Origin of the sequence: Hymenobacter sp. HSC-4F20 (assembly GCF_019599275.1) — a bacterium.
GTDB lineage: Bacteria > Bacteroidota > Bacteroidia > Cytophagales > Hymenobacteraceae > Hymenobacter.
The window spans coordinates 1,410,812-1,432,931 of the sequence record NZ_JAHZTD010000001.1 but is presented as its reverse complement, the minus strand read 5'-3'; the positions used below and the strand labels follow the sequence as shown (position 1 = coordinate 1,432,931).

Annotated in this window: 20 protein-coding genes; 6 read left to right on the top strand and 14 right to left on the bottom strand. The window is 58.6% G+C overall.

What is annotated here, in order from left to right; genetic code table 11:
* Nucleotides 1-44 precede the first annotated feature (44 nt).
* The 11 genes from K3G63_RS06280 to K3G63_RS06230 form a co-directional block, all read right to left on the bottom strand.
* Nucleotides 45-1,538 carry an alpha-amylase gene (locus K3G63_RS06280; protein ID WP_220613208.1) on the bottom strand — a complete coding sequence of 498 codons (1,494 nt, stop codon included), beginning with the start codon at nt 1,536-1,538 and terminating at the stop codon, nt 45-47.
* Between the two features lie 309 nt (nt 1,539-1,847).
* On the bottom strand, nt 1,848-3,194 hold the full coding sequence (gene accC / locus K3G63_RS06275; protein ID WP_220613207.1) for an acetyl-CoA carboxylase biotin carboxylase subunit: 1,347 nt from the start codon (nt 3,192-3,194) through the stop codon (nt 1,848-1,850).
* A 101-nt stretch (nt 3,195-3,295) separates the two neighbouring features.
* Nucleotides 3,296-3,787, bottom strand: a complete 492-nt coding sequence (gene accB, locus K3G63_RS06270) for an acetyl-CoA carboxylase biotin carboxyl carrier protein (RefSeq protein WP_220613895.1) — start codon at nt 3,785-3,787, stop codon at nt 3,296-3,298.
* A 28-nt stretch (nt 3,788-3,815) separates the two neighbouring features.
* Nucleotides 3,816-4,379: an elongation factor P gene (gene efp, locus K3G63_RS06265; protein ID WP_220613206.1), complete on the bottom strand. Its 564-nt coding sequence runs from the start codon at nt 4,377-4,379 to the stop codon at nt 3,816-3,818.
* A 190-nt stretch (nt 4,380-4,569) separates the two neighbouring features.
* Entirely contained in the window at nt 4,570-5,583 is a 1,014-nt protein-coding gene (locus K3G63_RS06260; protein ID WP_220613205.1) for a beta-ketoacyl-ACP synthase III, read from the bottom strand.
* Nucleotides 5,584-5,648: 65 nt separating this feature from the next.
* On the bottom strand, nt 5,649-6,590 hold the full coding sequence (gene plsX, locus K3G63_RS06255; protein WP_220613204.1) for a phosphate acyltransferase PlsX: 942 nt from the start codon (nt 6,588-6,590) through the stop codon (nt 5,649-5,651).
* 139 nt (nt 6,591-6,729) lie between these two features.
* Nucleotides 6,730-6,954 (bottom strand): 50S ribosomal protein L32, encoded by a 225-nt coding sequence (gene rpmF / locus K3G63_RS06250; protein WP_220613203.1) that lies wholly within the window; start codon nt 6,952-6,954, stop codon nt 6,730-6,732.
* A 57-nt stretch (nt 6,955-7,011) separates the two neighbouring features.
* A complete protein-coding gene (locus tag K3G63_RS06245; RefSeq protein WP_220613202.1) occupies nt 7,012-7,548 on the bottom strand; it encodes a DUF177 domain-containing protein in 537 nt (178 codons plus the stop codon).
* A gap of 76 nt (nt 7,549-7,624) precedes the next feature.
* Nucleotides 7,625-7,993: a helix-turn-helix transcriptional regulator gene (locus K3G63_RS06240; protein WP_220613201.1), complete on the bottom strand. Its 369-nt coding sequence runs from the start codon at nt 7,991-7,993 to the stop codon at nt 7,625-7,627.
* A 319-nt stretch (nt 7,994-8,312) separates the two neighbouring features.
* On the bottom strand, nt 8,313-9,365 hold the full coding sequence (gene pdxA / locus K3G63_RS06235) for a 4-hydroxythreonine-4-phosphate dehydrogenase PdxA (protein ID WP_220613200.1): 1,053 nt from the start codon (nt 9,363-9,365) through the stop codon (nt 8,313-8,315).
* 184 nt (nt 9,366-9,549) lie between these two features.
* On the bottom strand, nt 9,550-10,998 hold the full coding sequence (locus tag K3G63_RS06230; RefSeq protein WP_220613199.1) for a M17 family metallopeptidase: 1,449 nt from the start codon (nt 10,996-10,998) through the stop codon (nt 9,550-9,552).
* Between the two features lie 217 nt (nt 10,999-11,215).
* On the opposite strand from K3G63_RS06230, the gene rsmA reads away from it, so the two are divergent.
* The 5 genes from rsmA to K3G63_RS06205 all read left to right on the top strand — a co-directional run bounded on the left by rsmA (nt 11,216) and on the right by K3G63_RS06205 (nt 15,424).
* A complete protein-coding gene (gene rsmA, locus K3G63_RS06225; RefSeq protein ID WP_220613198.1) occupies nt 11,216-12,007 on the top strand; it encodes a 16S rRNA (adenine(1518)-N(6)/adenine(1519)-N(6))-dimethyltransferase RsmA in 792 nt (263 codons plus the stop codon).
* A gap of 60 nt (nt 12,008-12,067) precedes the next feature.
* Nucleotides 12,068-13,009 (top strand): NAD(P)-dependent oxidoreductase, encoded by a 942-nt coding sequence (locus K3G63_RS06220; RefSeq protein ID WP_220613197.1) that lies wholly within the window; start codon nt 12,068-12,070, stop codon nt 13,007-13,009.
* A gap of 141 nt (nt 13,010-13,150) precedes the next feature.
* Entirely contained in the window at nt 13,151-13,624 is a 474-nt protein-coding gene (greA, locus tag K3G63_RS06215) for a transcription elongation factor GreA (protein WP_220613196.1), read from the top strand.
* Between the two features lie 200 nt (nt 13,625-13,824).
* Nucleotides 13,825-14,712 carry a nuclease A inhibitor family protein gene (locus K3G63_RS23035; protein ID WP_220613195.1) on the top strand — a complete coding sequence of 296 codons (888 nt, stop codon included), beginning with the start codon at nt 13,825-13,827 and terminating at the stop codon, nt 14,710-14,712.
* A gap of 130 nt (nt 14,713-14,842) precedes the next feature.
* Nucleotides 14,843-15,424: a hypothetical protein gene (locus tag K3G63_RS06205; RefSeq protein WP_220613194.1), complete on the top strand. Its 582-nt coding sequence runs from the start codon at nt 14,843-14,845 to the stop codon at nt 15,422-15,424.
* A 34-nt stretch (nt 15,425-15,458) separates the two neighbouring features.
* Here K3G63_RS06205 and K3G63_RS06200 read toward each other — a convergent pair whose 3' ends face one another.
* The 3 genes from K3G63_RS06200 to K3G63_RS22745 form a co-directional block, all read right to left on the bottom strand.
* Nucleotides 15,459-16,550: an AI-2E family transporter gene (locus tag K3G63_RS06200; RefSeq protein WP_220613193.1), complete on the bottom strand. Its 1,092-nt coding sequence runs from the start codon at nt 16,548-16,550 to the stop codon at nt 15,459-15,461.
* A 134-nt stretch (nt 16,551-16,684) separates the two neighbouring features.
* Nucleotides 16,685-17,848: an MFS transporter gene (locus K3G63_RS06195; RefSeq protein ID WP_220613192.1), complete on the bottom strand. Its 1,164-nt coding sequence runs from the start codon at nt 17,846-17,848 to the stop codon at nt 16,685-16,687.
* Nucleotides 17,849-18,121: 273 nt separating this feature from the next.
* Complete coding sequence (locus tag K3G63_RS22745; RefSeq protein WP_259404281.1) at nt 18,122-19,600, bottom strand: DNA/RNA non-specific endonuclease; 1,479 nt, start codon at nt 19,598-19,600, stop codon at nt 18,122-18,124.
* A gap of 354 nt (nt 19,601-19,954) precedes the next feature.
* Here K3G63_RS22745 and pta point away from each other — a divergent pair, with 354 nt between their 5' ends.
* Nucleotides 19,955-22,045, top strand: coding sequence for a phosphate acetyltransferase (pta, locus tag K3G63_RS06185; RefSeq protein WP_220613191.1), 2,091 nt, complete (start codon nt 19,955-19,957; stop codon nt 22,043-22,045).
* The last annotated feature ends 75 nt before the right edge of the window (nt 22,046-22,120 follow it).

Here is a 22,120-nt window from a genome sequence, read left to right as displayed (position 1 = left end):
TGGCCAAACGGCCAGCCTTTTTAGGTAGAGAGGGGGTAGGAGACTTAGTTGGGTACCCACACCGAGTAGCTACGGGCCTGCACCGGGAAATTGCCGTAGCCGTTGGCATCGGTGGTGATGGTGCCGCTGTAGTTGCCGGTTTTGTCGGTGAGGGTAGCGCTTTTGAAGGGAGAGGTGATGCCTTTGGTGCGGGCCGTGCTGCCGTCGTTCAGAATCATCATCAGGCCCTTGTGCGTAGCGTCGCCGGCGCGCGAGTAGGCGTAGTAGTCGGCGTCATCTACGCTGGTGTACTCGAAGGCAGTTCCGTAAGCGTTGGCCTTGCGGATTGCCATCAGGGTTTTGATCTGGTTGCCCAGGTTATAGTTGTAGTAGTCTTTGTAGAATACGCAGGGGTAGCCGTTGGCCCGGGTCAGGATGTAGGCGTAGGCCAGCATCTTCAGGTTTACCACCGGCGAGTACAGTGCGCCACCCGTTTGGTCGGTGTCGTGGTTGTCTACAAAGGAAACCGAGAGGGTAGGATTCGATTCCGTGAAGCCCGCAAACTGCAGGCCGCGCATATCCCAGCTGCCATTGCCGCTGCTCATGCTCTGGAAGGTGTAATGCAAAGGCACGTCGAAAAGGCTGGTGCGCCCGCCGGTAGCCGAGGCGTAGTTCTTCAGGTCGGTCAGGTTGCGGAACCAGGCCTCGCTTACGGCAAAGCGGGTGCCCTTTACCGCATCCAGCCACTCATTTACGAAGCTGGTCTGGATGTGTTTGGTGGCGTCGAGGCGGTACCCGTCGAGGCTTAGCTTGGTAGTAATCCAGTTGCCCCAGTTTTTGGTTTCGGTACGCTGGTTAACGTCGGCGTAGCGAATCTCCGAGCCCAGCAGGTTGTCGTAGGCATCGTTGTTGGCGTAGGGCTGAAAATCCCAGGCATTCCACTGGTACCAGCCGTTGTTGGGCGCCTGCTGGGTGCCATTGAAGTTGTAGTAGTGCCACTTAAACGCGCTGTAGGTGTTGCCGCGGCCGGGGTAGGTAAAGCTGGTCCACACAGTGTAGTTCTGGCCATTGTACGTGAAGCTCTCCTGGGCATCAGCCGAGGTTAGGTGGTTCATCACCATGTCCTCGTACACCTGAATGCCCTGGCCGTGCAAGGCCGTAATAGCCGACTGTAGTTGAGCCAGCGTACCGTAGCGGGTTGCTACCGTGCCTTTCTGGTTGAACTCTCCCAAATCGTACCGGTCGTACACCCCGTAGCCTACATCATTAATGCTACCGCCTTTATAAGCTGGAGGCAGCCAAATAGCGGTAAACCCGGCGGTTTTAAACTCGGCAGCCCGGGAGCCCAACACCTGCCACCACGTACCCTGGGTGTTGCTAATGGGTGTGTCCCAGTAGAAGCCCTGCATCATAACGCCGTTCACGGCCACGGCATTCTGGGTAGTGGTGTTGGTCACCGGGATAGGAGCACCCGGAACAATGCCTTCTTTGTTGCAGGACGACAATACTGTGCCTGCAGTCAGAAGCCCGAATAGGGCCACTGCTGATCCTTTGTTCATACGAGGTGGGATTTGGTTGTGGAAAAGAACAAGGCAAGTATAGGGGCCCTAAAAGGGAAATATGCAATAGTATTTTGGCTTTAGTAAAATAAATAGTGAGTGCTTACTACCCTAGTTTAATGCGTTATTGACCTAAAAATGATGTTATATTAACCAAGGCACTATCTTGACTGGAAATACGCATATAAGTAATGTTCTATTTGCATACTCTGGTTCTGTACTGACTTAGTACAAATCCAATGCATTCTAAACAGAAAAGGCCAGTCCATTATGGACCGGCCTTTTCTGTTTGGATGTAAGTACGGTAGCTTACAGCTCCGAGAAGTCGAAAGAAGTTTCTAGGAACTTCGTAGTGAAGTTGCCAGCCTTGAATTCTTCATTGTCCATAAGCTTCAGGTGGAAGGGGATAGTTGTTTTCACCCCTTCAACCACAAACTCCGACAAGGCGCGCTTCATTTTCACGATGCACTCCTCGCGAGTTTGCGCTACCGTAATGAGCTTGGCAATCATCGAATCGTAGTTCGGCGGAATCTGATAGCCAGCATACACGTGGGTATCCACGCGCACCCCATGGCCGCCCGGAATGTGCAGCACCGTGATTTTGCCGGGCGAAGGACGGAAGCCGTTGGCCGGATCTTCGGCGTTGATGCGGCACTCCATGGCGTGCATCTTCGGGCCATAGTTATTACCCGTAATCGGAATACCCGCGGCTACCTTGATTTGCTCCTTAATCAGGTCGTAGTTGATAACTTCTTCCGTCACGGGGTGCTCCACCTGAATGCGGGTGTTCATCTCCATAAAATAGAAGTCGCGGTTAGCATCCACCAGAAACTCGATAGTGCCTACCCCTTCGTAGCCGATAGCCGAGGCGCCAGCAATAGCCGCCGCGCCCATCCGCTCGCGCAAATCATCCGTCATAAAGGGCGAAGGCGCTTCTTCCACCAGCTTCTGGTGGCGACGCTGAATGGAGCAGTCGCGCTCCGAGAGGTGGCAGACGTGGCCGTACTGGTCGCCGCACACCTGAATCTCGATGTGGCGGGGTTCCACCACAAACTTCTCCAGGTACACGCCGTCATTGCCGAAGGCCGCTTTGGCTTCCGTACGGGCATCGTTCCAGGCTTTCTCAAACTCGTCCTCGGAGTTGATGATGCGCATACCGCGCCCACCGCCGCCGGCCGTAGCCTTCAGGATAACGGGGTACTTGATTTCAGCAGCTACTTGCTTGCCTTGCTCCACCGAGTCGAGCAGGCCCACGGAGCCCGGAATGCAAGGCACGCCCGCGGCAATCATGGTCGCCTTAGCCGAGGCTTTGTCGCCCATCTGGTTGATCATCTCGGGCGAGGCCCCGATGAACTTGATGCCGTTTTCCTGGCATACGCGCGAAAACTCCGCGTTTTCCGACAGGAAGCCGTAGCCGGGGTGAATGGCATCGGCATTGGTGATTTCCGCCGCGGCAATCAGGGTCGGGATGCTCAGGTAGCTTTGGGCGGAGCTGGGAGGGCCTATGCACACGGCCTCGTCAGCAAAGCGTACGTGCAGGCTTTCTTTATCGGCAGTCGAATACACGGCCACCGTTTTAATGCCCATTTCCTTGCAGGTCCGAATTACGCGCAGCGCAATTTCGCCCCGGTTGGCAATCAGTATTTTCTTGAACACAGGTCTGAAGTAGATAAGAGAAACAAGAGCTTAGAACTTAGATCCACTAGCGTCGGCTACCGGGCTTCTAAGCTCTAAGCTCTTACTTCTGAGTTCTCAAATTACATCGGCTCAATCAGGAACAGCGGCTGGTCGTACTCCACCGGGGAAGCATTTTCCACCATCGCCTTCACGATGCGGCCCGATTGCTCGGCTTCGATTTCGTTGAACAGCTTCATGGCTTCGATGATGCAGATTACCTGACCTTTCTCCACCAAGTCGCCTACCTGCACGAAAGCGGGCGAATCGGGGCTGCTGCTGCGGTAGAAGGTGCCAATCATCGGGGCTTTCAGCGGCACGTAGTTGCTACCAGCAGCTTCTGCTGCTACCGGAGCCGAAGGTGCGGCTGGAGCCGTAGGAGCAGGAGCGGGGGCTGGGGCAGCAACTGGAGCTGCTGGTGCGGCCGGGGCCGCTGCGGCTACGCTGCCGCTCACCACTTTCGTGGTAGGCTCACGCTGAACCGAGATTTTAAATTCCTCGGTTTCGATGTTGACTTTGTTTAGACCCGACTTAGCAATAAAGTCGATCAGTTCCTGTAATTCTTTGGCTTTCATGGCGGCGGGAGAGGGCTTGTTGGGCTGCTTACTTGACTCTTTCGACATAAGAATAGTCGCTCGTTTTGATGCGAATTTTGGTGTCGGTATCAATAAACAGCGGCACCTGAATACGGGCCCCCGTTTCCACGATAGCGGGCTTTAGGGTGTTAGTGGCAGTGTCACCTTTCAGGCCAGGCTCGGTGTAAGTTACTACCAGATCCACAGTGGTCGGCAACTCGGCCGTGAGTGGCTGCTCCGTTTCGGCGTGAAACAGGATGGTTGCTTCCTGGCCTTCCTTCATCAGGTCGGCAAAGGGCACCATGGCCTCGGGCAGTACTACTTGCTCAAAGGTAGCATTGTCCATGAAGGTGTAGCCGTAGTCGTCCTTGTACAGGTACTGGTGCGGACGCTGCTCCACGCGGGCCGTTTCCACCTTCACCCCGGCGTTAAAGGTGTTGTCAATGGTGCGGCCGGTTTTGATGTTACGGAGCTTGGTACGCACGAAGGCCGGGCCTTTACCTGGTTTTACGTGCTGGAATTCGGTGATGACGTGCAACTCGCCGTTGTAGTTCAGAACGAGCCCGTTGCGAAAGTCTGCGGTGGTGGCCATGGTGGGGAAAGAGTTGGAGAGGGAAAATTGGGCACAAAGCTACCGGAAACCAGTGGTTCGGGCACCAATCTTCAACAGTCAGAAAGTGAGTTACTAGGGTGGAAACGCAACGTGCCGCCCCGGAGAGATGGCGGGGCGGCACGTGTCGGGAGTGCAAGTATAGAAGTTTTTCCGCTTGCGAGCCGCCAGGTTAGGCTATTGAGGGGTCCGGTTTGGGGTCGTACGCCCATTTCAGGTATAAAGAGCCCCAAGTGAAGCCCCCACCAAATGCGGCAATAATCAGGTTATCGCCTTTGCGCAGCTGCTGCTCATAGTCGGCCAAGCACAGCGGAATAGTGCCATTGGTGGTGTTGCCGTACTTATGGATGTTGAGCATTACCTTCTCCGGGCCAATACCTACGCGGTTGGCCGTGGCATCAATGATGCGCTTGTTGGCCTGGTGGGGCACCAGCCAGTCAATGGTGTCGGCGCTGAGGCCGTTGCGCTCCGCTACTTGCGCAGCTACATCGGCCATGTTCTTCACCGCAAACTTGAAAACGGCAGCGCCCTCTTGGTAAACGAAATGCTCGCGGTTGGCAACCGTTTCGGCGGAAGGCGGGCGGCGTGAGCCTCCGGCTTTCTGGTGCAGGTATTGTTCGCCGTGCCCATCGGAGTGCAGCTCCTGGTCGAGCAGGCCGAGGCCCTCGGTGTTAGGCTCCAATAACACGGCCCCAGCGCCGTCGCCGAAAATAATACAGGTAGCGCGGTCAGTATAGTCGATAATGCTCGACATCTTATCGGCGCCTACCACAATCACTTTCTTGTAAGCGCCGGTAGCAATAAACTGCGAGCCAGTAGCCAAGGCGTACATAAACCCCGAGCAAGCCGCCTGCATATCGAAGCTGAATGCCTTGGTTGCGCCCACCGCCGCCGAAATGATATTAGCTGTGGCCGGAAATACCAGATCAGGGGTAGTAGTGGCGCAGATGATCAGGTCGATGTCTTCGGCCTTGTTGCCGGTTTTCGCCAGCAGCTGCTCTACAGCCTTGATACCCATGACGGAAGTGCCCTGGTTCTCGCCCTTCAGAATATGTCGCTCCTGAATCCCGGTTCGGCTCATAATCCACTCGTCGGTCGTGTCGACCATGGTTTCGAGCTCCTGATTGGTAAGCACGTAGTCAGGCACATAAGAGCCGACTCCAGTGATGGCAGCGGTAATCTTCATTAGAGAGGGAACAGAAAACGCGGCAAAGGAAAAGTCCGGCTCGGGGGCCGGACTCTGGGTTGCCCTTAAGACTTGAAGGTGTTTTTTATCTGGTCGGCGATGCCAGAGCTGGCCATTTGGTACCCTTGCAGCAGCATGTTGCAGATGGCCAAGGGCGTACTCACACCGTGCCCGATAATGGCGTTGTCGTTGATGCCAAGGATGGGCGAGCCACCCACGGCTTCGTAGTTAAATTTATCGAGGAAGGGGTCGTGAATGTTTTTCTCGGCGATGATGTCGTACACCGATTCCGCCATTTTAAGCACCACGTTACCCGTAAAGCCGTCGCAGACAATTACATCGGCTTTGTCGTTGAACAGGTCACGTCCCTCAATGTTGCCGATGAAGTGAATATGGGGGTTTACTTTTAGCAGCTGGTGCGCCGCCTGAGTAATAGCAGTACCCTTACCTTCTTCTTCGCCCAGGTTCATGAGGCCCACTTTAGGCTTCTCGATACCGAGCACGTACTGAGCATACAAAGAGCCCAACTCACCGAATTGCTCCAGCATTTCGGGTTTGCACTCGGCATTGGCCCCTACATCAAGCATAATGCCCATGCCGCCGTCCAGCTTCGGAACAAAGTTCGCAATGGCCGGCCGCAGCACGCCCGGTACGGCTTTCACGCTGAACATGGCGCCTACCAGCATGGCGCCAGTATTGCCCGCCGAGCAAAAGGCCTCTACCTCACCAGTAGCCAGCATACGGTAACCAACAGCAATGCTCGAATCCTGCTTCTGCTGATAAGCTTTGGCGGGGTGTTCGCCCATCTCAATAATCTGCGAAGCGGGTACTACCAGTAGTTCGGCAGCATCAGGACCGTGCTGGGCCACCAGGGGGCGCACAGCATCTTCCTGGCCGATAAGCACTATCTGGGCCTTGCCGGCCAGCACTTTGGCAGCCAGTACGGCCCCATCGACGGCGGCCTGAGGTGCGAAATCGCCCCCCATTGCGTCCAGGGCTATCTTCATGAACGGAAAATCAAAGAGGTCCGGGAGAGAAGCGTTGCGGAGCATCACAACCCCGGCCGTGCTTTCTTATAGAATCAACAGGGCCGGGGATGCTTACGCTATACTAGTACCGCAATGCGGGTAAGCAGCTATCGGGCGACTATTCTTCGTCGGTATCGGTAGCGGCCGGAGCGGCTACGGGAGCGTAGTCTTTGATGGCTACTTTACCGTTCAGGTACAGGTCGCCGTCAACTACGTAGGCTTTGTGACGCAGGTGCAGTTCGCCGGTAGTCGAGCAAACCGAAACAGCTTTCGGGGTCAGTTTGTAGTGGCTACGACGCTTATCGCGGGTAGCGGAGGAGGTCCGGCGCTTAGGATGTGCCATGGTTCAAAAAGAATTAAGAATTGTGAAGTGAAAATGAAGAATCAAGCCTGACACAGCCTAATTCAGATTTTTGAGCGCGTTCCAGCGCGGGTCGATGCCGTCGTTGTCGTCCTCATCGTCGTCGCCTTCCTGGCGGGTAGTGAAGATGAGCTTGGCATCGGCCTCAGGGTTTTCGTCGGGCTCATTCTGGAAGCGCGGATGCAGCTTCTTCATGGGCAGGGCCAACCCGATGTAGTCAAATAGGTGCTGGGCCAGGGGTAGCGTCTGGGTATCGGGCGTGATTTGCAGCACGTTGTCATCCAGTTCCAGGTTCTGGTCGCCGAAGCGCACCAGCAGTTGCTCCTGGGCTTCTACCTCCTGATCGTACTCATCCAGGCTCCGGTCGCAAATCTGCCGCACCGTGCCGTGCAGATCGAAATCTACGGTGATGAGCCGGTCGGTTTTGGTCAGGGTCACGTCGGCGTGTACCTGGCCATCGGGGATGAGTTGCTGGTCAAACTGCTCAAAAAAGGCCTTGTCCAGGTCAAACGCAAAGCGGTGCGTTTTATCGGCCAGCTTGGCAATGTTGATGTCGTATTGCGAGTCCTTCTTCACGGCTAGTTTGTAGCAGGGGGCAAAAGTAGAAAGTTTTGCCCGGTTTGTAAAAGCAGATGCGGAGTTGAGCGGTGGGCTACGCGTTTTTCAGAATAAAGTCTGATGGAATACCCAGACGCTCGTACAGCCGCTTGGCTAAATCGAGTGTTACGCGGCGCTTTCCGCTAAGGATTTGCGAGAGGCGCCCGGCAGGCACTTCCAGCAGTTCCGCCAGTTCTTTTTGCTTTAGCCGCATTTGCTGGCGCTTCAACTCTATCATCTCCGCCAAGGAGGTTGGCAGATTCGGGATGGGTAGCAGCCCAAGCTTGCTTTCGTAAGTATCAAGGGCCGTAATCAATTCCCGAAACTCAGCTTCCAGGGCAGCATTGCCTTCCACGCCAGCAGCTACCAAAGCATCGAGGCGACGCAGGGCAGTTCGGTAATCAGAAGGAGTGTGCAGCGTCATGCAGAGAAGCTATGAAAAGAAAATAGGCTGAGCCATTGGTTTAGTGGCTACAAAAGTAAGGCACAATTCTGAAAAGGCAAACAAAATTTCGTTTTTGGAAAGAAAGTTTCGCTTAGTAGTAGCTACTCAACGCCCATAACGGCGGCCTCACTGCTTTTTCTGCCGGAATGAGAGGGAGGTACCAGCTTAGTTCTCAAAAAACGAATCTGCTCTTCGCTCTGTGTGGAAATGGCGCAGCTTTAGTTCTTCCCCACGCTTACATAGCAACGGGCTCTTTTCCGCGGAAAAGAGCCCGTTGCTATAAAGAAACTAAGCAATATTACTCGTGGCGGCCGCCGCGTGGGGCCGGACCGGGGATGAGCGGCGTAATTTCGGCCAGGGCCTTGCGTTGCCGCACCAGGTCGCAGGCCATGTAGAGGGCTTCGCGGAAGGAAGTTTCGTCGGCTTTGTACTGGCCGGCAATGCCATAGGCAGTGCCGTGGTCGGGGGAGGTGCGGATGACGGGTAGGCCCGCTGTGAAGTTTACGCCCCGCTCGAAGGCCAGCGTTTTGAAGGGAATCAGACCTTGGTCGTGGTAGAGCGAGAGGGTAGCGTCGAACTGCCGGAACTGGCCGGTGCCAAAGTAGCCATCGGCGGGGAAGGGGCCATACACCAGGTGGCCTTCCTGCTGGAAGTGCTGGAGCACGGGCGTTACCACATCGGCCTCCTCAGTACCGAGCAAGCCATTTTCGCCGGCGTGGGGATTTAGTCCGAGCACGGCTACGCGCGGCTTTTCAATGCCGAAATCCTGCTTAAGCGAGTTCACCAGAATGCGCAGCTTGGCGGTAAGCAGTTCCTGGGTGAGGCGGGTAGGCACGTCTTTAAGCGGAATATGCCCCGTGACGGTAGCTACGCGCAAGTCTTCACTGGCCAAGAGCATCAGGCTTTCCTGAGCCCCGAAGAAGGTAGTGAGAAACTCGGTGTGGCCGGGGTAGCGAAAGTCGTCGGCCTGGGTATTTTCCTTGCTGATAGGAGCCGTTACCAAGGCGTCGAGCAAGCCGGCCTTCAGGTCGCGGGCCGCGGCGAGCAGGCTCTGGCGGGCGGCCGCGCCGCTGGCTTGGCTGGGCTGGCCGGGCGTAAGCGTAAAATCTTCATCCCAGCACGTTACCGCGTTGTGCTTGCCGGGGGCAATATCTTCGGCCTGGCGCACTTGGCGGAAGGTGAGGGGCTCGTGGGCTGCGTCGGCCGGAAAGTCATCGAAAAGCACCGTGGCTGTACCGTACACCACTGGGGTGCAGTACTTGAGCAGGCGCTGATCAAGAAACGTTTTATAGATAATTTCTGGCCCAATGCCGGCAAGGTCGCCGACGGAAATACCAATGCGTGGAAGCATTTGTGGGGGTAATATGGTGATGGAGGGGATGGGACGAGTGTAAAGGCCCTATCTGTCCTCTCGTAATGTGGCATCCTGAGCGGAGCGAAGGACCTCTCTACGAGGGTAACCCACTGCCTGAACTATCGGCTAGAGAGGTTCTTGGCTTCACTCAGGATGACAGGGAGGAAGAAAAAGGGTACGGCTATGCTCGGTTTTTCAAGAACTCATACGTGAGGCGTACGGCAGTGCCCGTGCCGCCCTTGCCCCGGTAAGAATCGGGGGCGGTCAGGAAGGCAGGACCGGCAATATCGAAGTGCACCCAGGGGTAGCCTTCCGTGAAGCGCTCCAGGAACTTGCCGGCCGAAATGGCGCCCGCCTCGGCCTTGCCCAGGTTGCTGATGTCGGCAATGCTGCTCTTAATGTGGTCGGCGTACTCATCCCAAAGCGGAAACTCTACTAACCGCTCGTGGGTAGCATTACCGGCTTTTTTGAGGGCGCTCATCGTTTCTTCCTCCGCCGTACCCATGTACACAATACCTTCTATACCAATAGCGCGGACAGCTGAGCCGGTCAGCGTCGCGTAGTCGAGGACCAGTTCGGGGTCGTACTTCTTGGCGAAGGCCAGGGCATCGGCCAGAATAAGGCGGCCTTCGGCATCGGTATTAAGAACTTCCACCGTGAGGCCGCTGTACATCGTGATGACGTCGCCGGGGGCCAGGGCGGGGCCGCCAGGGCGGTTGTCGGTGGCGGGTACCAGGCCAATGACGTGCAGAGGCACTTGGTTTTTCGCCAGCGCCGAGAGGACGCCCACCACCACGGCCGAGCCAGCCATGTCGCACTTCATTAAATCCATGCTGTTAGGTGTCGGCTTCAGGCTAAGGCCGCCCGTGTCAAACACTACCCCCTTGCCTACCAGTACAATGGGTTTGGCGTTGGTAGCACCCTCGGGCTTATACTCCATAATGGTGAAGGTAGGCGGCTCGGGACTACCCTGGTTTACGGCCAAAAGGCCGCCCATACGCAGGGCCTCGATGCGCACCAAGTCCAGCACCTCCACATGAAAACCAGCCGCGTCACCCGCTTCCTCGAAGCGTTGGGCCAGCTGAGTTGCGTTGAGGTGGCTGTAGGGCATGTTTACCAGGTCGCGGGCCAGGTATACACCCTGCAGTACGTTGTCCAGCTCCTGCACTTTTTCGGCTGTCAGCTCGGGGCTGATAAGGGTGAGCAGCTGCAGGTCAGGCGCTTTCTTGGACTTCTCGTCGGTTTTATAGCCCTCGAACTGGTAGGCGGTAAGAGCTAGGCCCTCTGCCAGGGGTAGGGCGCCCGTGCCGGTCAGGTCATTGATGAACAGCTCCGGTACCTTATCGGCTTTCAGGCGGGCGTGCAGCTGGTGCCCGGCCTTGCGCAGCGCTTCCGCCGTGAGGGCGGCCGTTTTCTTGGCTTCTGCTACCACATAATAATGGCGGTGGCTGTACTGATTAATGCCGAATAGCTTTTCACCGGCCACCAACTGCTCGGTCACGAACTGACGAGCCGGCTCCGGGAGGTCGGCGGCGGCACTGATGGGCAGTTCGGTAGTGCCAGCGGGCAGAATAAATACGGTATCCGCAAAAGAGGGAAAATCCGAGGAGTAAGCAAGAGATAAAGGCATGGGGCAGGTCGGGTAAAGACGGCCGCTACCCCTACCCCGCGCCCCAGGCACAGAGAAACGGTAGCCGCCGACGTATCTTTGGCCGTGAAGGTAGGAGGTAGAAACGAGAGCTAGATTGTCAAGGCCGAGAACTACGACGATGTTCTGTTGCCCTGACGCTTAAATAGCCGCTGAGTTCTTACTTTCTACCCGCTTAAGATTCTTCCCTTCCTCCAGTATGGATTCCGTTAAAGCCAAAAAGCACCTCGGGCAGCACTTTCTCACCGACCCTAACATTGCCCGCAACATTGTGGAGGCTCTGCGCCTGCCCGATGGGGTGCAGGAAGTGCTGGAAATTGGGCCAGGTATGGGCGTACTCACCCAAACCCTGATCCAGCACCCCGAGTACCGCACCTCCGTGGTGGAAATCGACCGGGAATCGGTGGAATACCTGGGCAAGCACTACCCCGCGCTGGAAGGGCGCATCTACTCCCAGGATTTTCTGAAGATGGACCTGGGAAAGCTATACCCAGGTCAGCCCCTGAGCATCATCGGCAACTTCCCCTACAACATCAGCTCCCAGATTTACTTTCAGGTGCTGGCCCACCGCCAGCAGGTGCGCGAGTGCGTGGGCATGATTCAGAAAGAAGTGGCCGACCGCCTGGCCGAAGGGCCCGGCACCAAAACCTACGGCATCCTGAGCGTGCTGCTGCAGGCCTTCTACGACATTGAGTACCTGTTCACGGTGCCCCCGCACGTATTCAACCCGCCGCCCAAGGTCCAGTCGGCCGTGATTCGCCTCACGCGCAACCAAACCGAGCAACTGGCCTGCGACGAGAAGCTGTTCTTCCAGGTGGTGAAGCAGGCGTTCCAGACCCGTCGCAAAACCCTGCGCAACGCTCTCAAGCCCTTCGGAATGCCCGCCGAAGCCACCACCGACCCCATTTTCGACAAGCGGGCCGAGCAGCTCAGCGTGCAGGATTTCGTGGGGCTGACGCAACGGGTGGAGCAGGCGCGGTCAGCGGCGTAAACCCTGGTGGTGCTGACGGGTTATAGCACCGATCTTAGTCCCTAACTTCTCTTCTAGAAGATGTCCCTCTGCCTCGTCATCGACGAAATGCACCCGAACCTGCCGGACTTGTTGCAGGACGTAGGCGTTGAACTGCACTACCGCCCCGACCTTAAAGCTGGTGAAGTGCCGGCCGCGTTAGCCGCGCATCCTTACGAGGGCCTGATTGTGCGCTCCAAAGTCCGCGTGACGGCCGATTTGCTGGCTCAGGGGCCCCAGCTGCGCTACGTGTGCCGGGCCGGGGCCGGGGTCGATAACATTGACGAAGACGCTTTGGCGGCGGCCGGCGTGACGCTACTCAATGCCCCCGAAGGCAACCGCGACGCCGTAGGGGAGTACGCCGTGGGGCTCCTGCTGGCGTTACTGCGAAACATTGTGCGCGCCGACCGGGAGGTGCGCGCCGGGGAGTGGAAGCGCGAGGCCAACCGGGGCGAGGAAATTGGGGGCAAAACCATTGGGCTGCTCGGCTACGGCCACATGGGCAACGCCTTTGCCAAGCGCCTGCAGGCCTTCGACTGCACGGTGCTGGCCTTCGACCACGACCCTCAGGTAGCAGGCAACCACCATGCTACCCTCGTAAGTCTGGCCGAGCTGCAGGCGCGGGCCGAGGTGCTAAGCATTCACATTCCGTACTCGCCGGCCAATCATCACTTCGTGAACGAGGAGTTTCTGGCTGGCTTCCGCAATGCGCTGTGGCTGCTGAACACGGCCCGCGGCGAAGTGCTCGACCACGCCGCCCTGGTGCGGCGCCTGCAAACCGGCCAGCTGCGCGGCGCGGCGCTGGACGTGCTGGAAAACGAAAAGCTCGCCACCCTTACTTCCGAGCAGCAAGCCCGCTTCGACTACCTGCGTGCGGCCCCGAATGTGGTACTCTCGCCCCACGTAGGAGGCTGGAGCTTTCAGAGCTACGAGCGGATTAACCACGTGCTGGCCCGTAAGCTGCGCGAGTTCCTGAGCCAGTAACGCGCCACCTGCGCTGGTAGCTTCGGCACAGTACCCGCGCATTATTTCTCGGTATTTCGTATATTTGCCTAAACCTGATTAGGGGAGAACGGCCAGCTACCTGGCCGTTCTCCTTGTTTTTTGAGCTTACATCACCCTACCATGGCAACCATCAACTATTATACTCCGGAAGGCCTGCAGAAGCTGAAGGATGAGCTGCAGGACCTTAAAATCCGTGGCCGCGCCAAAGCTGCCGACGACCTGCGTGAAGCCCGCGACAAAGGCGACCTGAGCGAAAACGCTGAGTACGACGCGGCCAAGGAAGCCCAGGGTCTGCTGGAACTCAAAATCGCCAAGCTGGAAGAAATTGTGGGCAATGCCCGCCTCCTCGACGAGTCGAACCTGGATACCAGCAAAGTGCTCATTATGAGCAAAGTGAAGCTCAAGAACCTGAAAAATAACATGGTTCTCGACTACACCCTGGTGGCCGAAGAAGAAGCTAACCTGGCCGCCGGTAAAATCTCAGTGAAGTCGCCGATTGGCAAAGGCCTGTTGGGCAAGTCGGCCGGGGATACGGCTGAAATTACCGTGCCTGCCGGCAAACTGCAGTTCCAGATTCTGGAAATCAGCCGCTAAGGCGAAACTACAAGACGGGAAATAGTGAACTGACTATTTTCCGGAGTAACCTCCCAGAAAAGGGCGAAGCCAGCGGCTTCGCCCTTTTCTGTTTTGCCCCGTACTTTGGCATAGCCCTTCGGCTTCCGCAGCGCCACACGGGGAAGCCCTGGGCTGCTACTCCCTCTACCTCACCCTTTCACTATCTCATCCTTTCACCGATGCCTTCCATTTTCTCCCGAATTGTAGCCGGCGAGCTGCCCGCGTATAAAGTTGCCGAAGACGAGCACCACCTGGCTTTCCTGGACATCACGCCACTGGTGGAAGGGCACACGCTGGTCATTCCGAAAAAGGAAGTTGATTACATCTTCGATTTGCCCCCGGCTGAGCTGGCTGCCTTGCACCAATTTGCCCAGCGCGTAGCAAAGGGGGTGCAGGCTGCCGTGCCGTGCCGCCGCATTGGGGTAGCCGTTATTGGGCTGGAAGTGCCGCACGCGCACATCCACCTCATTCCGATGAACCATGTCTCCGACATGAACTTCGCCAACCCTAAAATTAAGGTGGCTGATGAGCGCATGCAGGAAGTAGCCGCTGCCATTACGGCGAAAGTGCCCCAAACCGAAGCAGCCGCAACCCCCGCTGGTGGCCTAAACGCAAAGGGCGCGCGCGAAACCACCGAAAAAAACGCGGCAGCCGCTACCCCTTCCGCCACCGCCAACGACGCGGTGCTACAACAATTGCAGCAGCTGACCCAGGGTTTGGTGTACATGAGCGAATCGGATGCGCCGCTGGAGCCCGTGAGCTACCCCGCCCCGGCCGGTGGCCTTACCGATGCTGCTCTGGCGCAACTGGCGGGCGTGCCGGCTGGCACCACAGTAGAAAAGCAGGAGCTAACCCACTTCCTGCGCAACCACACCGCCGACAAGGGCGTGCTCGGCAACCCCGAGCTGGCCAACCGCTTCAAGGCCCTCCAGATGTACCTGAAGCAGGAGCTGAACGGCGTGCAGGTGTACCGCTTTGGCAGTGGCCCCCAGGTGCCCGTGCTGGTGCTGGGCGAAGCAGAGGGTGGCAAGCTGGCGGGCTTCAAAACCGTGCTGACGGAAACCTAAGCCAAGACCTCCTGCCTTACAGATTGCTTTGTTTACACTACCCCGATAAAAAACCAACAGGGCTGCCTCAGGCAGCCCTGTTGGTTTTCAGCGCCTAATTCAATTCCTTTAGAGAGGAAAAATACGGCTTATGAACGAATGGATGGCCGGCCTGATAGGTGGGCTCGTGGCTGGTGGTGTTATTATGTTGCTGCAAGTACTGCCAGCTTCCCCGGGCCGCTCAGACGGAACATACCGCCGGCACCTGACCCACGCCGAGAAAGTGCAGTTACAGGCCGGGCAGACCGTCACCAAAACCCACCGCACGGCCTCTGATATCTGGGGCAAAAACCACTACGAAGGTCCCCTACGTATTGAGCCCCTGCCAAATGGTAAACTGCGTTTCACCCCTTATGGCAAGTGGCAGCAAACGGAGTCCGACGGGCGGGTTTTTAGCACCTGGGAGTATACCGGCGTAGCGGATGAAACCATCAACCGGGTGTATCACCCCAACGGGGCGCCTGACATCGTACTATACTGGGTGCCCGCCCTGCTGGAGGGCGACTCGGTACGCGAAGAGCGGGTAGTATATTTTAAGTTGGACAGCCCACAGGATACAGCTTTTGTGCAGCACGCTTACTACAAAAACGGCAAGCACCTAAAAAAGGACTTTTGGTCGTACGACGCGCGGGGAAATCGGCCCGTACCAGCCGGCTGGAAATTCGTCCGCTGAATAGTGTAGGTGTACGCCTCCCTACGTGGTAGGGCTATTGGCTGGCCGGCGGCAACAGACCGGGCTCGGACTTGCCTAAGCGCAGGCGCTGGTGAATCCGGTTTTCACGCTCGAATACTTTAATCAGTACGATGAAGTAGGAAAGCAGCAGCGGGCCCAGCACCAGCCCCAGAATGCCGAAGATATTCACGCCCAGTACTACCCCCACCAGCGTAATCAAGGGGTGAATGTTGCCAAGACGACGGGCCAGCAAAATGCGCAGCAGGTTGTCGATGTTCATGATAACTACGATGCCCACAACCAAGATGCCCACGCCCTGGCCGGTATGGTTTTGGGCCAGCTTGAGAATGGCTGCCGGCCCCCACACCAGGGGGGTGCCCAGTACAGGAATGAAGGCCATAAAAAAGGCCACCACGCCCCAGAAGGAAGAATCGGGTACGCCGAAGATGCGCAGGGTGAGGCCCGTAAGCACGGCCTGTACCAGGGCAATCAGCACTTGGCCGAGCACATTGGCATTCACGTTGTTCTTCAGCGAGTCGCCTAGCTCGTGCAGGGTGCTGGGGCGGAAAGGGAGGTAGCGCCGCAAGCCGCGCAGGAAGCCTTCTTCCTGGGTGAACATAAAGTACAGGGTGAACAGCATCAGACCAATAACCACGGTGAAGTGTAGCAGCCCGCTGGCCAAGGACGGTAGGCGCTGACTAAGCCAGCTTACCGCCTGTTGCAGCAGCGTCCGGACGCTTTGTTCATTGGTGAAGGTATAACCGGTTTTCTGCTCGATTTTGTGCAGCACGGCCATAATCTGAGAGGTGTCCTGCCCATACACCCGGATGCGGTCTACCAGCATCAGACTTAAAGCCATGAAGGGTAGAATAATCACCACGAAGGCGAATAGTAGCAGCCCGACGGTCACGAGCTGTCGGTTCCAGCCCCGCTGGTGCACGAGTCCTACAAACCACGGCCGGAACACCACAAAGAGGATTCCCGCCCCCAAAAAAGCCGTGATGTAACTGCCCAGCCCTACCAGAATCAGCACGGAGATGCCAACCAGGCACAGGATCAGCAGCACGTACTGCTGGCGCGCGGTGTAAATAGTGGTGTCCGGGGCGGGAGGCGCGGGAGTAGGCATGGCAGCAGGGGGTAGTGACCGGGAAGAAAAGTACGAATTTGCCCATGGGCTTTACCAGAGGCATGGTCGTGCAAAAGAAAGGAAGCCGAGCAACTGCTCAGCTTCCTTCTGCTTTATCAAGTACGAAAACGCGGTTACTCTATCCCCGAGCGGCGCGCCAACCCTGCCACGGCCAGACCCATCACGGCAATCAGGGCAAACGACACGCGCAGGTTAGTAGCCCCGGCCACGAGGCCGATAACGGGCGGCCCCAGCAAGAAGCCCGCGAAGCCTACCGTTGAAACCGCCGCTAAGGCTACCCCCGGCGACATGGTTTTGGAGCGTCCCGCGGCCCCGTACACCAGCGGCACCACCGACGAAACTCCCAGACCCACCAGCATGAACCCCAGGGTAGCGGGCACCACGCTGGGTAGTAGCACGGCCAGGGTAAGACCCAGGGCTTCCAGCACTCCGCTCAGTACCAACGTGCGCTGGCGACCAAACCGGTCCGTGAACCAGTCGGCAATGAAGCGGCCGGCCGCCATCGTGCTCATGAAAGCCGCGAAGCCTACGCCTACCAGGTCTTTATCGGCCTGAATTACCTTACGGAAGTACACCCCACTCCAGTCGAACATGGTGCCCTCGCAGAGCAGGGAGCAAAACGCCAGTACCCCCAGCAGCAGTAACGACTTATCGGGGAGCACGAAGATGGGCGCGTCGGCGTCGCGAGGGGCATCGGCGGGTAGCAGGAAGGGCCGGGCGATGAACACTCCGCCAATAACCACGGCTGCCATCAGCAGGAAGTGGGGCAGAGGGGCAATGTTGTGGGAAATCATGAACGTGCCAATGGCCGCGCCGGCAAAACCGGCCAGGCTCCAGAGGCCGTGGAAGCTGGCCATGATGGACTTGCCGTAGAGAGCCTCCACGCCCACGGCCTGGGTGTTGATGCTAATATTGGCCATGTTGCTCGCCAGCCCAAACAATACCAGCGCGCCCATAAGCTGCGGAGTAGTGGTTGCCAGCCCCAGCAGGGGTAGGAATGCCGCGTACAGAAACAACCCCAGCACCGTGAGCAGGCGGCTGCCAAAGCGGGCCACCAGCCAACCCGACAGGGGCAAGGAGACCATAGAGCCCACTGGAACGGCCAGCAGCACCCCACCCAGCTCAGTATCCGTGAGCCCAAGCTGCTGCTGCACCGTAGGGATGCGCGCCGCCCAGGTAGAAAAACACAGCCCCTGGAGTAAAAACGAAGCACTGACGGCCACGCGGTGCGTACCTCGGGGCCGTAGGTGAGGGGTAGAAAAGGCGTGAGTCAGCATAGGAAAGCCTGAGATGCAGCCGGAAGATCAAAAAAACACCCATCATACCCCGGTAAGAGGCATGATGGGTGGGAGTATATTGGTCAGAAGAAGCTAACGATGGGCGCGGTGGGAAACGCACCGGGGCAAAGGTCGGAAAAGATTGGCGAATCATTATCCGGCCGCTGCATATGTACGCACTCCTTCTGCCGATGTTGCTGCCGAGCTGGGGGGTAAGCGGTAGCCCTCGCGAGTCGCAGCCCTGGGGCACCGGCACCAAGCAGAAGCGGACCGTTAGCGCGTGGGGCCCGCATCTATCCGCGCCTCCAACTGATCCTGCACGGGCAGGGGGAGTTTGCTGAGTAAATCAAGGCCGGAGGCTTCTTCAATGGCATCTACGCTCACGCGGTAGCGGCTCCAGTCGGGGCTTACGGACTGGTCGTTGGGCGTATCGACGGCCACGATGCGGGCCTGACCGGCGGCAATGCGCTGGAGGTCGTTGGAGCCTTCGGGCAAAATCACCAGTACTTTCCAGATGCGGGCCGGCACCGTTACGCGGCCCTGGTCCAGGGTAGTCATGCGGCCGTTCTGGCCGGTGCCGCCCTTGCCGTAGCTGCCCATTATCACGTAGGCTTCCTGGCCCTGGCGCACTTGGTCGCGGGTCCACTCTTCCAGGCTGCTCCAGGTGCGCTGGTTGTTGTTGCCGGCCTGCGGAATCATGTTGGTCATCAGGAAGGTAGCCGAGTTGTCGTCGAGGTCAGTGGTGCGGTCGGCGGAGGGGCAGTTGTGGCCTTTGTCGAAGCCGGAGCCCGAGTAAGAGTTGCGCGTCACCTGGTAGAACTGGCGGGGTAGGGCGGGGTCGGGGCGGAAGTCATCCTGGCGCGGCGCCTCGCCCATCCAGGCCCGGCTGAGGTGCCAGCTCACCCAGGTAGGGGTGCCGCGCTGGGCGTTGTAGCCGATGGTGAACTGGGGCTTCACCAACAGGTAGTTGGTAGGCATGTTCACGTTGGCCGTAGCCCCGCTGGGGTTACCCAGCGCCATATTATCGTCGCGCTGGCCAGCCTGTTGGCTGGTAGTAGCAGGTGCCGAAGGGGTGCCGGGCAGCTTTGGCGCCGGGGCCGGGGTAGGCGTGCTGGCCACCGAGCCCCCGGCCGCTGCCGCGCCGCTGGCCATTTCCAGGGCAATATCATCGATGTTGAGGCGGCCCTTGCCGCCGTCGGTTTTGCGAATCTCCAACCGTAGGCTACTGGCCGCGCCCCCCTGAAAGGTGGTGGTGAGCAAGCGCGGGCCCTGTACCCGCACGGGCTGCCCAATGCGGCGGAAACTGCGGCCCCCGTCTACGCTGCCCCACAGCTCCCAGGTGCTGGCCGGGTCGGTGCCGTAGGTGGCGCTTTTAATGCGGATGGTCTGCACGCCGCGGGGCGCGTCGAAGTTCATGCGCAGGCGGCCCTGGCCGCGGAGGCGGGCGGCGTGCTGACCGTTTTTGTGGTCCTCATCGGAAGAGCCAATCAACGCATCTTCGAAGTGCCAGGAGCCAGTGGTCAGGTTCTCGTCGGCGGTGGCGTAAGCGCCTTTCTCGGCGGCTTCAAAAGTTTCGGGGAAGCGGCCGGGGCTTTGGGCTGCAGCCGCCGCGCCGGTTTCCACCGGAATGGCTGGCGGCGCATCGGCACTAGGTGCGGTAGGGCGGGAGGTTTCGCGGGAGTTTTGCGAGCAGCCCAGGGCCGTGAGGCTGAGCAAGAGGCCAGAGAGCAGGGGGAGGGAGAAGCGGCGCATAAGAGAGAATGAATCTGCCCGGCGAAGGTAGCAGAACTGGTACACTGCGAAAAAGTGAACCAGCCGCCCCTGCGGTTGAGCTAGGGTCCAAGCATTTCGCGTGCCGGAATATAGCGCGCGGAGGCTTTTGGCCAGATTATCGGCTGGTGCGAGGCCCTGTCTCTTATCCAAGCCTGGTGCAGGAGCCGCCGGATGATTTTGATCAGGAAATAGCTTAAACCAGGGCAGTTCCTACCCCCATTCCGTGCCGGAGCCTTATCCTTGCGGGGGCTGGCTGCGTAGGCATTAGCTCCACTCTAGTCCGAAAACGCCCGAAGCCGTTGCTGCGCGGCTGGGCTCTACTCCTGTTTCGGTATGACCAAAACTGTCTTTATTGCTTCCGCCGAGCCCTACAGCGGCAAGTCGGTACTGGCCCTGGGCCTCGTAAACTTGCTGTTGGGGCAAGCCCAGAAGGTTGGCTACTTCAAGCCCATCATTGCCGGCGACCTTCCCCAGGACCCGCATATTGCTACCGTGCTCAGCTACTTCAAGCTGCCGCTGGCCTACGAGAATACCTTCGCCTTTACCCGTCCCGAAGCCCTGCGCCTGATGGAAGCCGATGCCCAGGGCGAGCTGATTGACACCGTCATTCATAAGTACAAGCAGCTGGAGGAGCGCTACGATTTTACGGTAGTAGAGGGTAGCGACTTCGTGGGGCCTGGCACGGCATTCGAGTTTGATGCCAACGTGTCCATCGCTAAAAATCTGGGCGTGCCCGTTATTACGGTGGCGTCGGGCGAGGGCAAAACCACCGCTCAGATTGTGAGTACGGTGCTTACGGTGCTGCGCAGCTTCGAGGCCCGGGAGGTGCAGGTGCTGGCCGCCGTGGCCAACCGCATTCCGCCCCAGCAGGTAGACGACGTGCGGGAGCTGCTGCGCACCCAGCTGCCGGAGGAAGTGCTGCTGGCCGTCATTCCCGAGGATACCACCCTGCTGCATCCTACCATGCGCGAAATCCAGGAGGGGCTGGGTGGCAAGCTATTACTAGGCGAGGCCGAGCTAAGCAATCAGGTAGATAACTACGTGATTGGGGCCATGCAGCTGCCCAACTTCCTGAACTACCTGAAGGAAAACGTGCTCATTGTAACCCCCGGCGACCGGGGCGACATCATCATTGGGGCCCTGCAAGCCAACCTCTCGGCCAGCTACCCGCGCGTGGCCGGCATTGTACTCACGGCGGGCTCGGAGCCGGAGGAGCCCGTGCGGCGCCTGATTGAAGGCCTGCAAACCATAGTTCCTATTCTGGCCGTGCCTACGGGTACCTTCGAGACGAGCACCCGGGTAGGCGCCATCAAGTCGCGCATCTCGCCCGATAACGTGCCCAAGATTCAGCTGGCCATCCAGACGTTTGAGCGCTACGTGGACGTGCGCGCCCTGCAGGAGCGCATGGTGAGCTACCAGCCCGAGGGCATCACGCCCCATATGTTCCAGTACCGGCTGCTGCAGTGGGCCAAGCGGAAGCGCCAGCACATTGTACTACCCGAGGGCAACGACGACCGGATTCTGCGCGCCGCGGCCCTGCTCCTGCACCAGGACATCGTGAACCTGACCATTCTCGGCAACCCCCAGGAGGTAGCGGCGTCGGCTAAGCGGTTGGGCCTGCACCTGCCCGTAGGCGAGCATCTGCAGGTGCTGGATCCGGTAAACTCCGATTACTACCCCGGCTACGTGCAGGCCTTCTATGAGCTGCGCCGCAGCAAGGGCGTGAACGAGGACATGGCCCGGGACCTGATGCGCGACGTGTCGTACTTCGGGAGTATGATGGTGCACCAGGGCCACGCCGACGGCATGGTGTCGGGGGCGGTGCACACCACCCAGCACACCATCCGGCCGGCCCTGCAGTTCATTAAAACCAAGCCGGGCGTGTCGGTGGTGTCGTCGGTGTTTTTCATGTGCCTGCCCGACCGCGTGGCCGTGTTCGGCGACTGCGCCGTGAACCCTAACCCTACGGCCGAGCAGCTGGCGGAAATTGCCATTTCCTCGGCCGAAAGCAGCCAGGCTTTCGGCATTGAGCCCCGCATTGCTATGCTGTCCTACTCCTCGGGCACGTCCGGAGCCGGCGCCGATGTAGAGAAGGTGCGCCAGGCCACCGAGCTGGTCCGCCAGTTGCGCCCCGACCTGAAAGTGGATGGCCCCATTCAGTACGACGCCGCCGTGGACCCCATCGTGGGCCGCCAGAAGCTGCCCGACTCGGAAGTGGCGGGCCAGGCCAGCGTCCTCATCTTCCCCGATCTGAACACCGGCAACAACACCTACAAAGCCGTGCAGCGCGAAACCGGGGCGCTGGCCATCGGGCCGGTGCTGCAAGGCCTCAACAAGCCCGTCAACGACCTGAGCCGCGGCTGCACCGTCGACGACGTCTACAATACGGTCATCATCACGGCTATCCAGAGCCAGCAGGGGTAGCACGCGGGCGTGGCAGAGTGGCGGTAGCTAAAATGCTGCTACCTCGTTTGCTTTCCTGTAGCTTGCACCCTGATA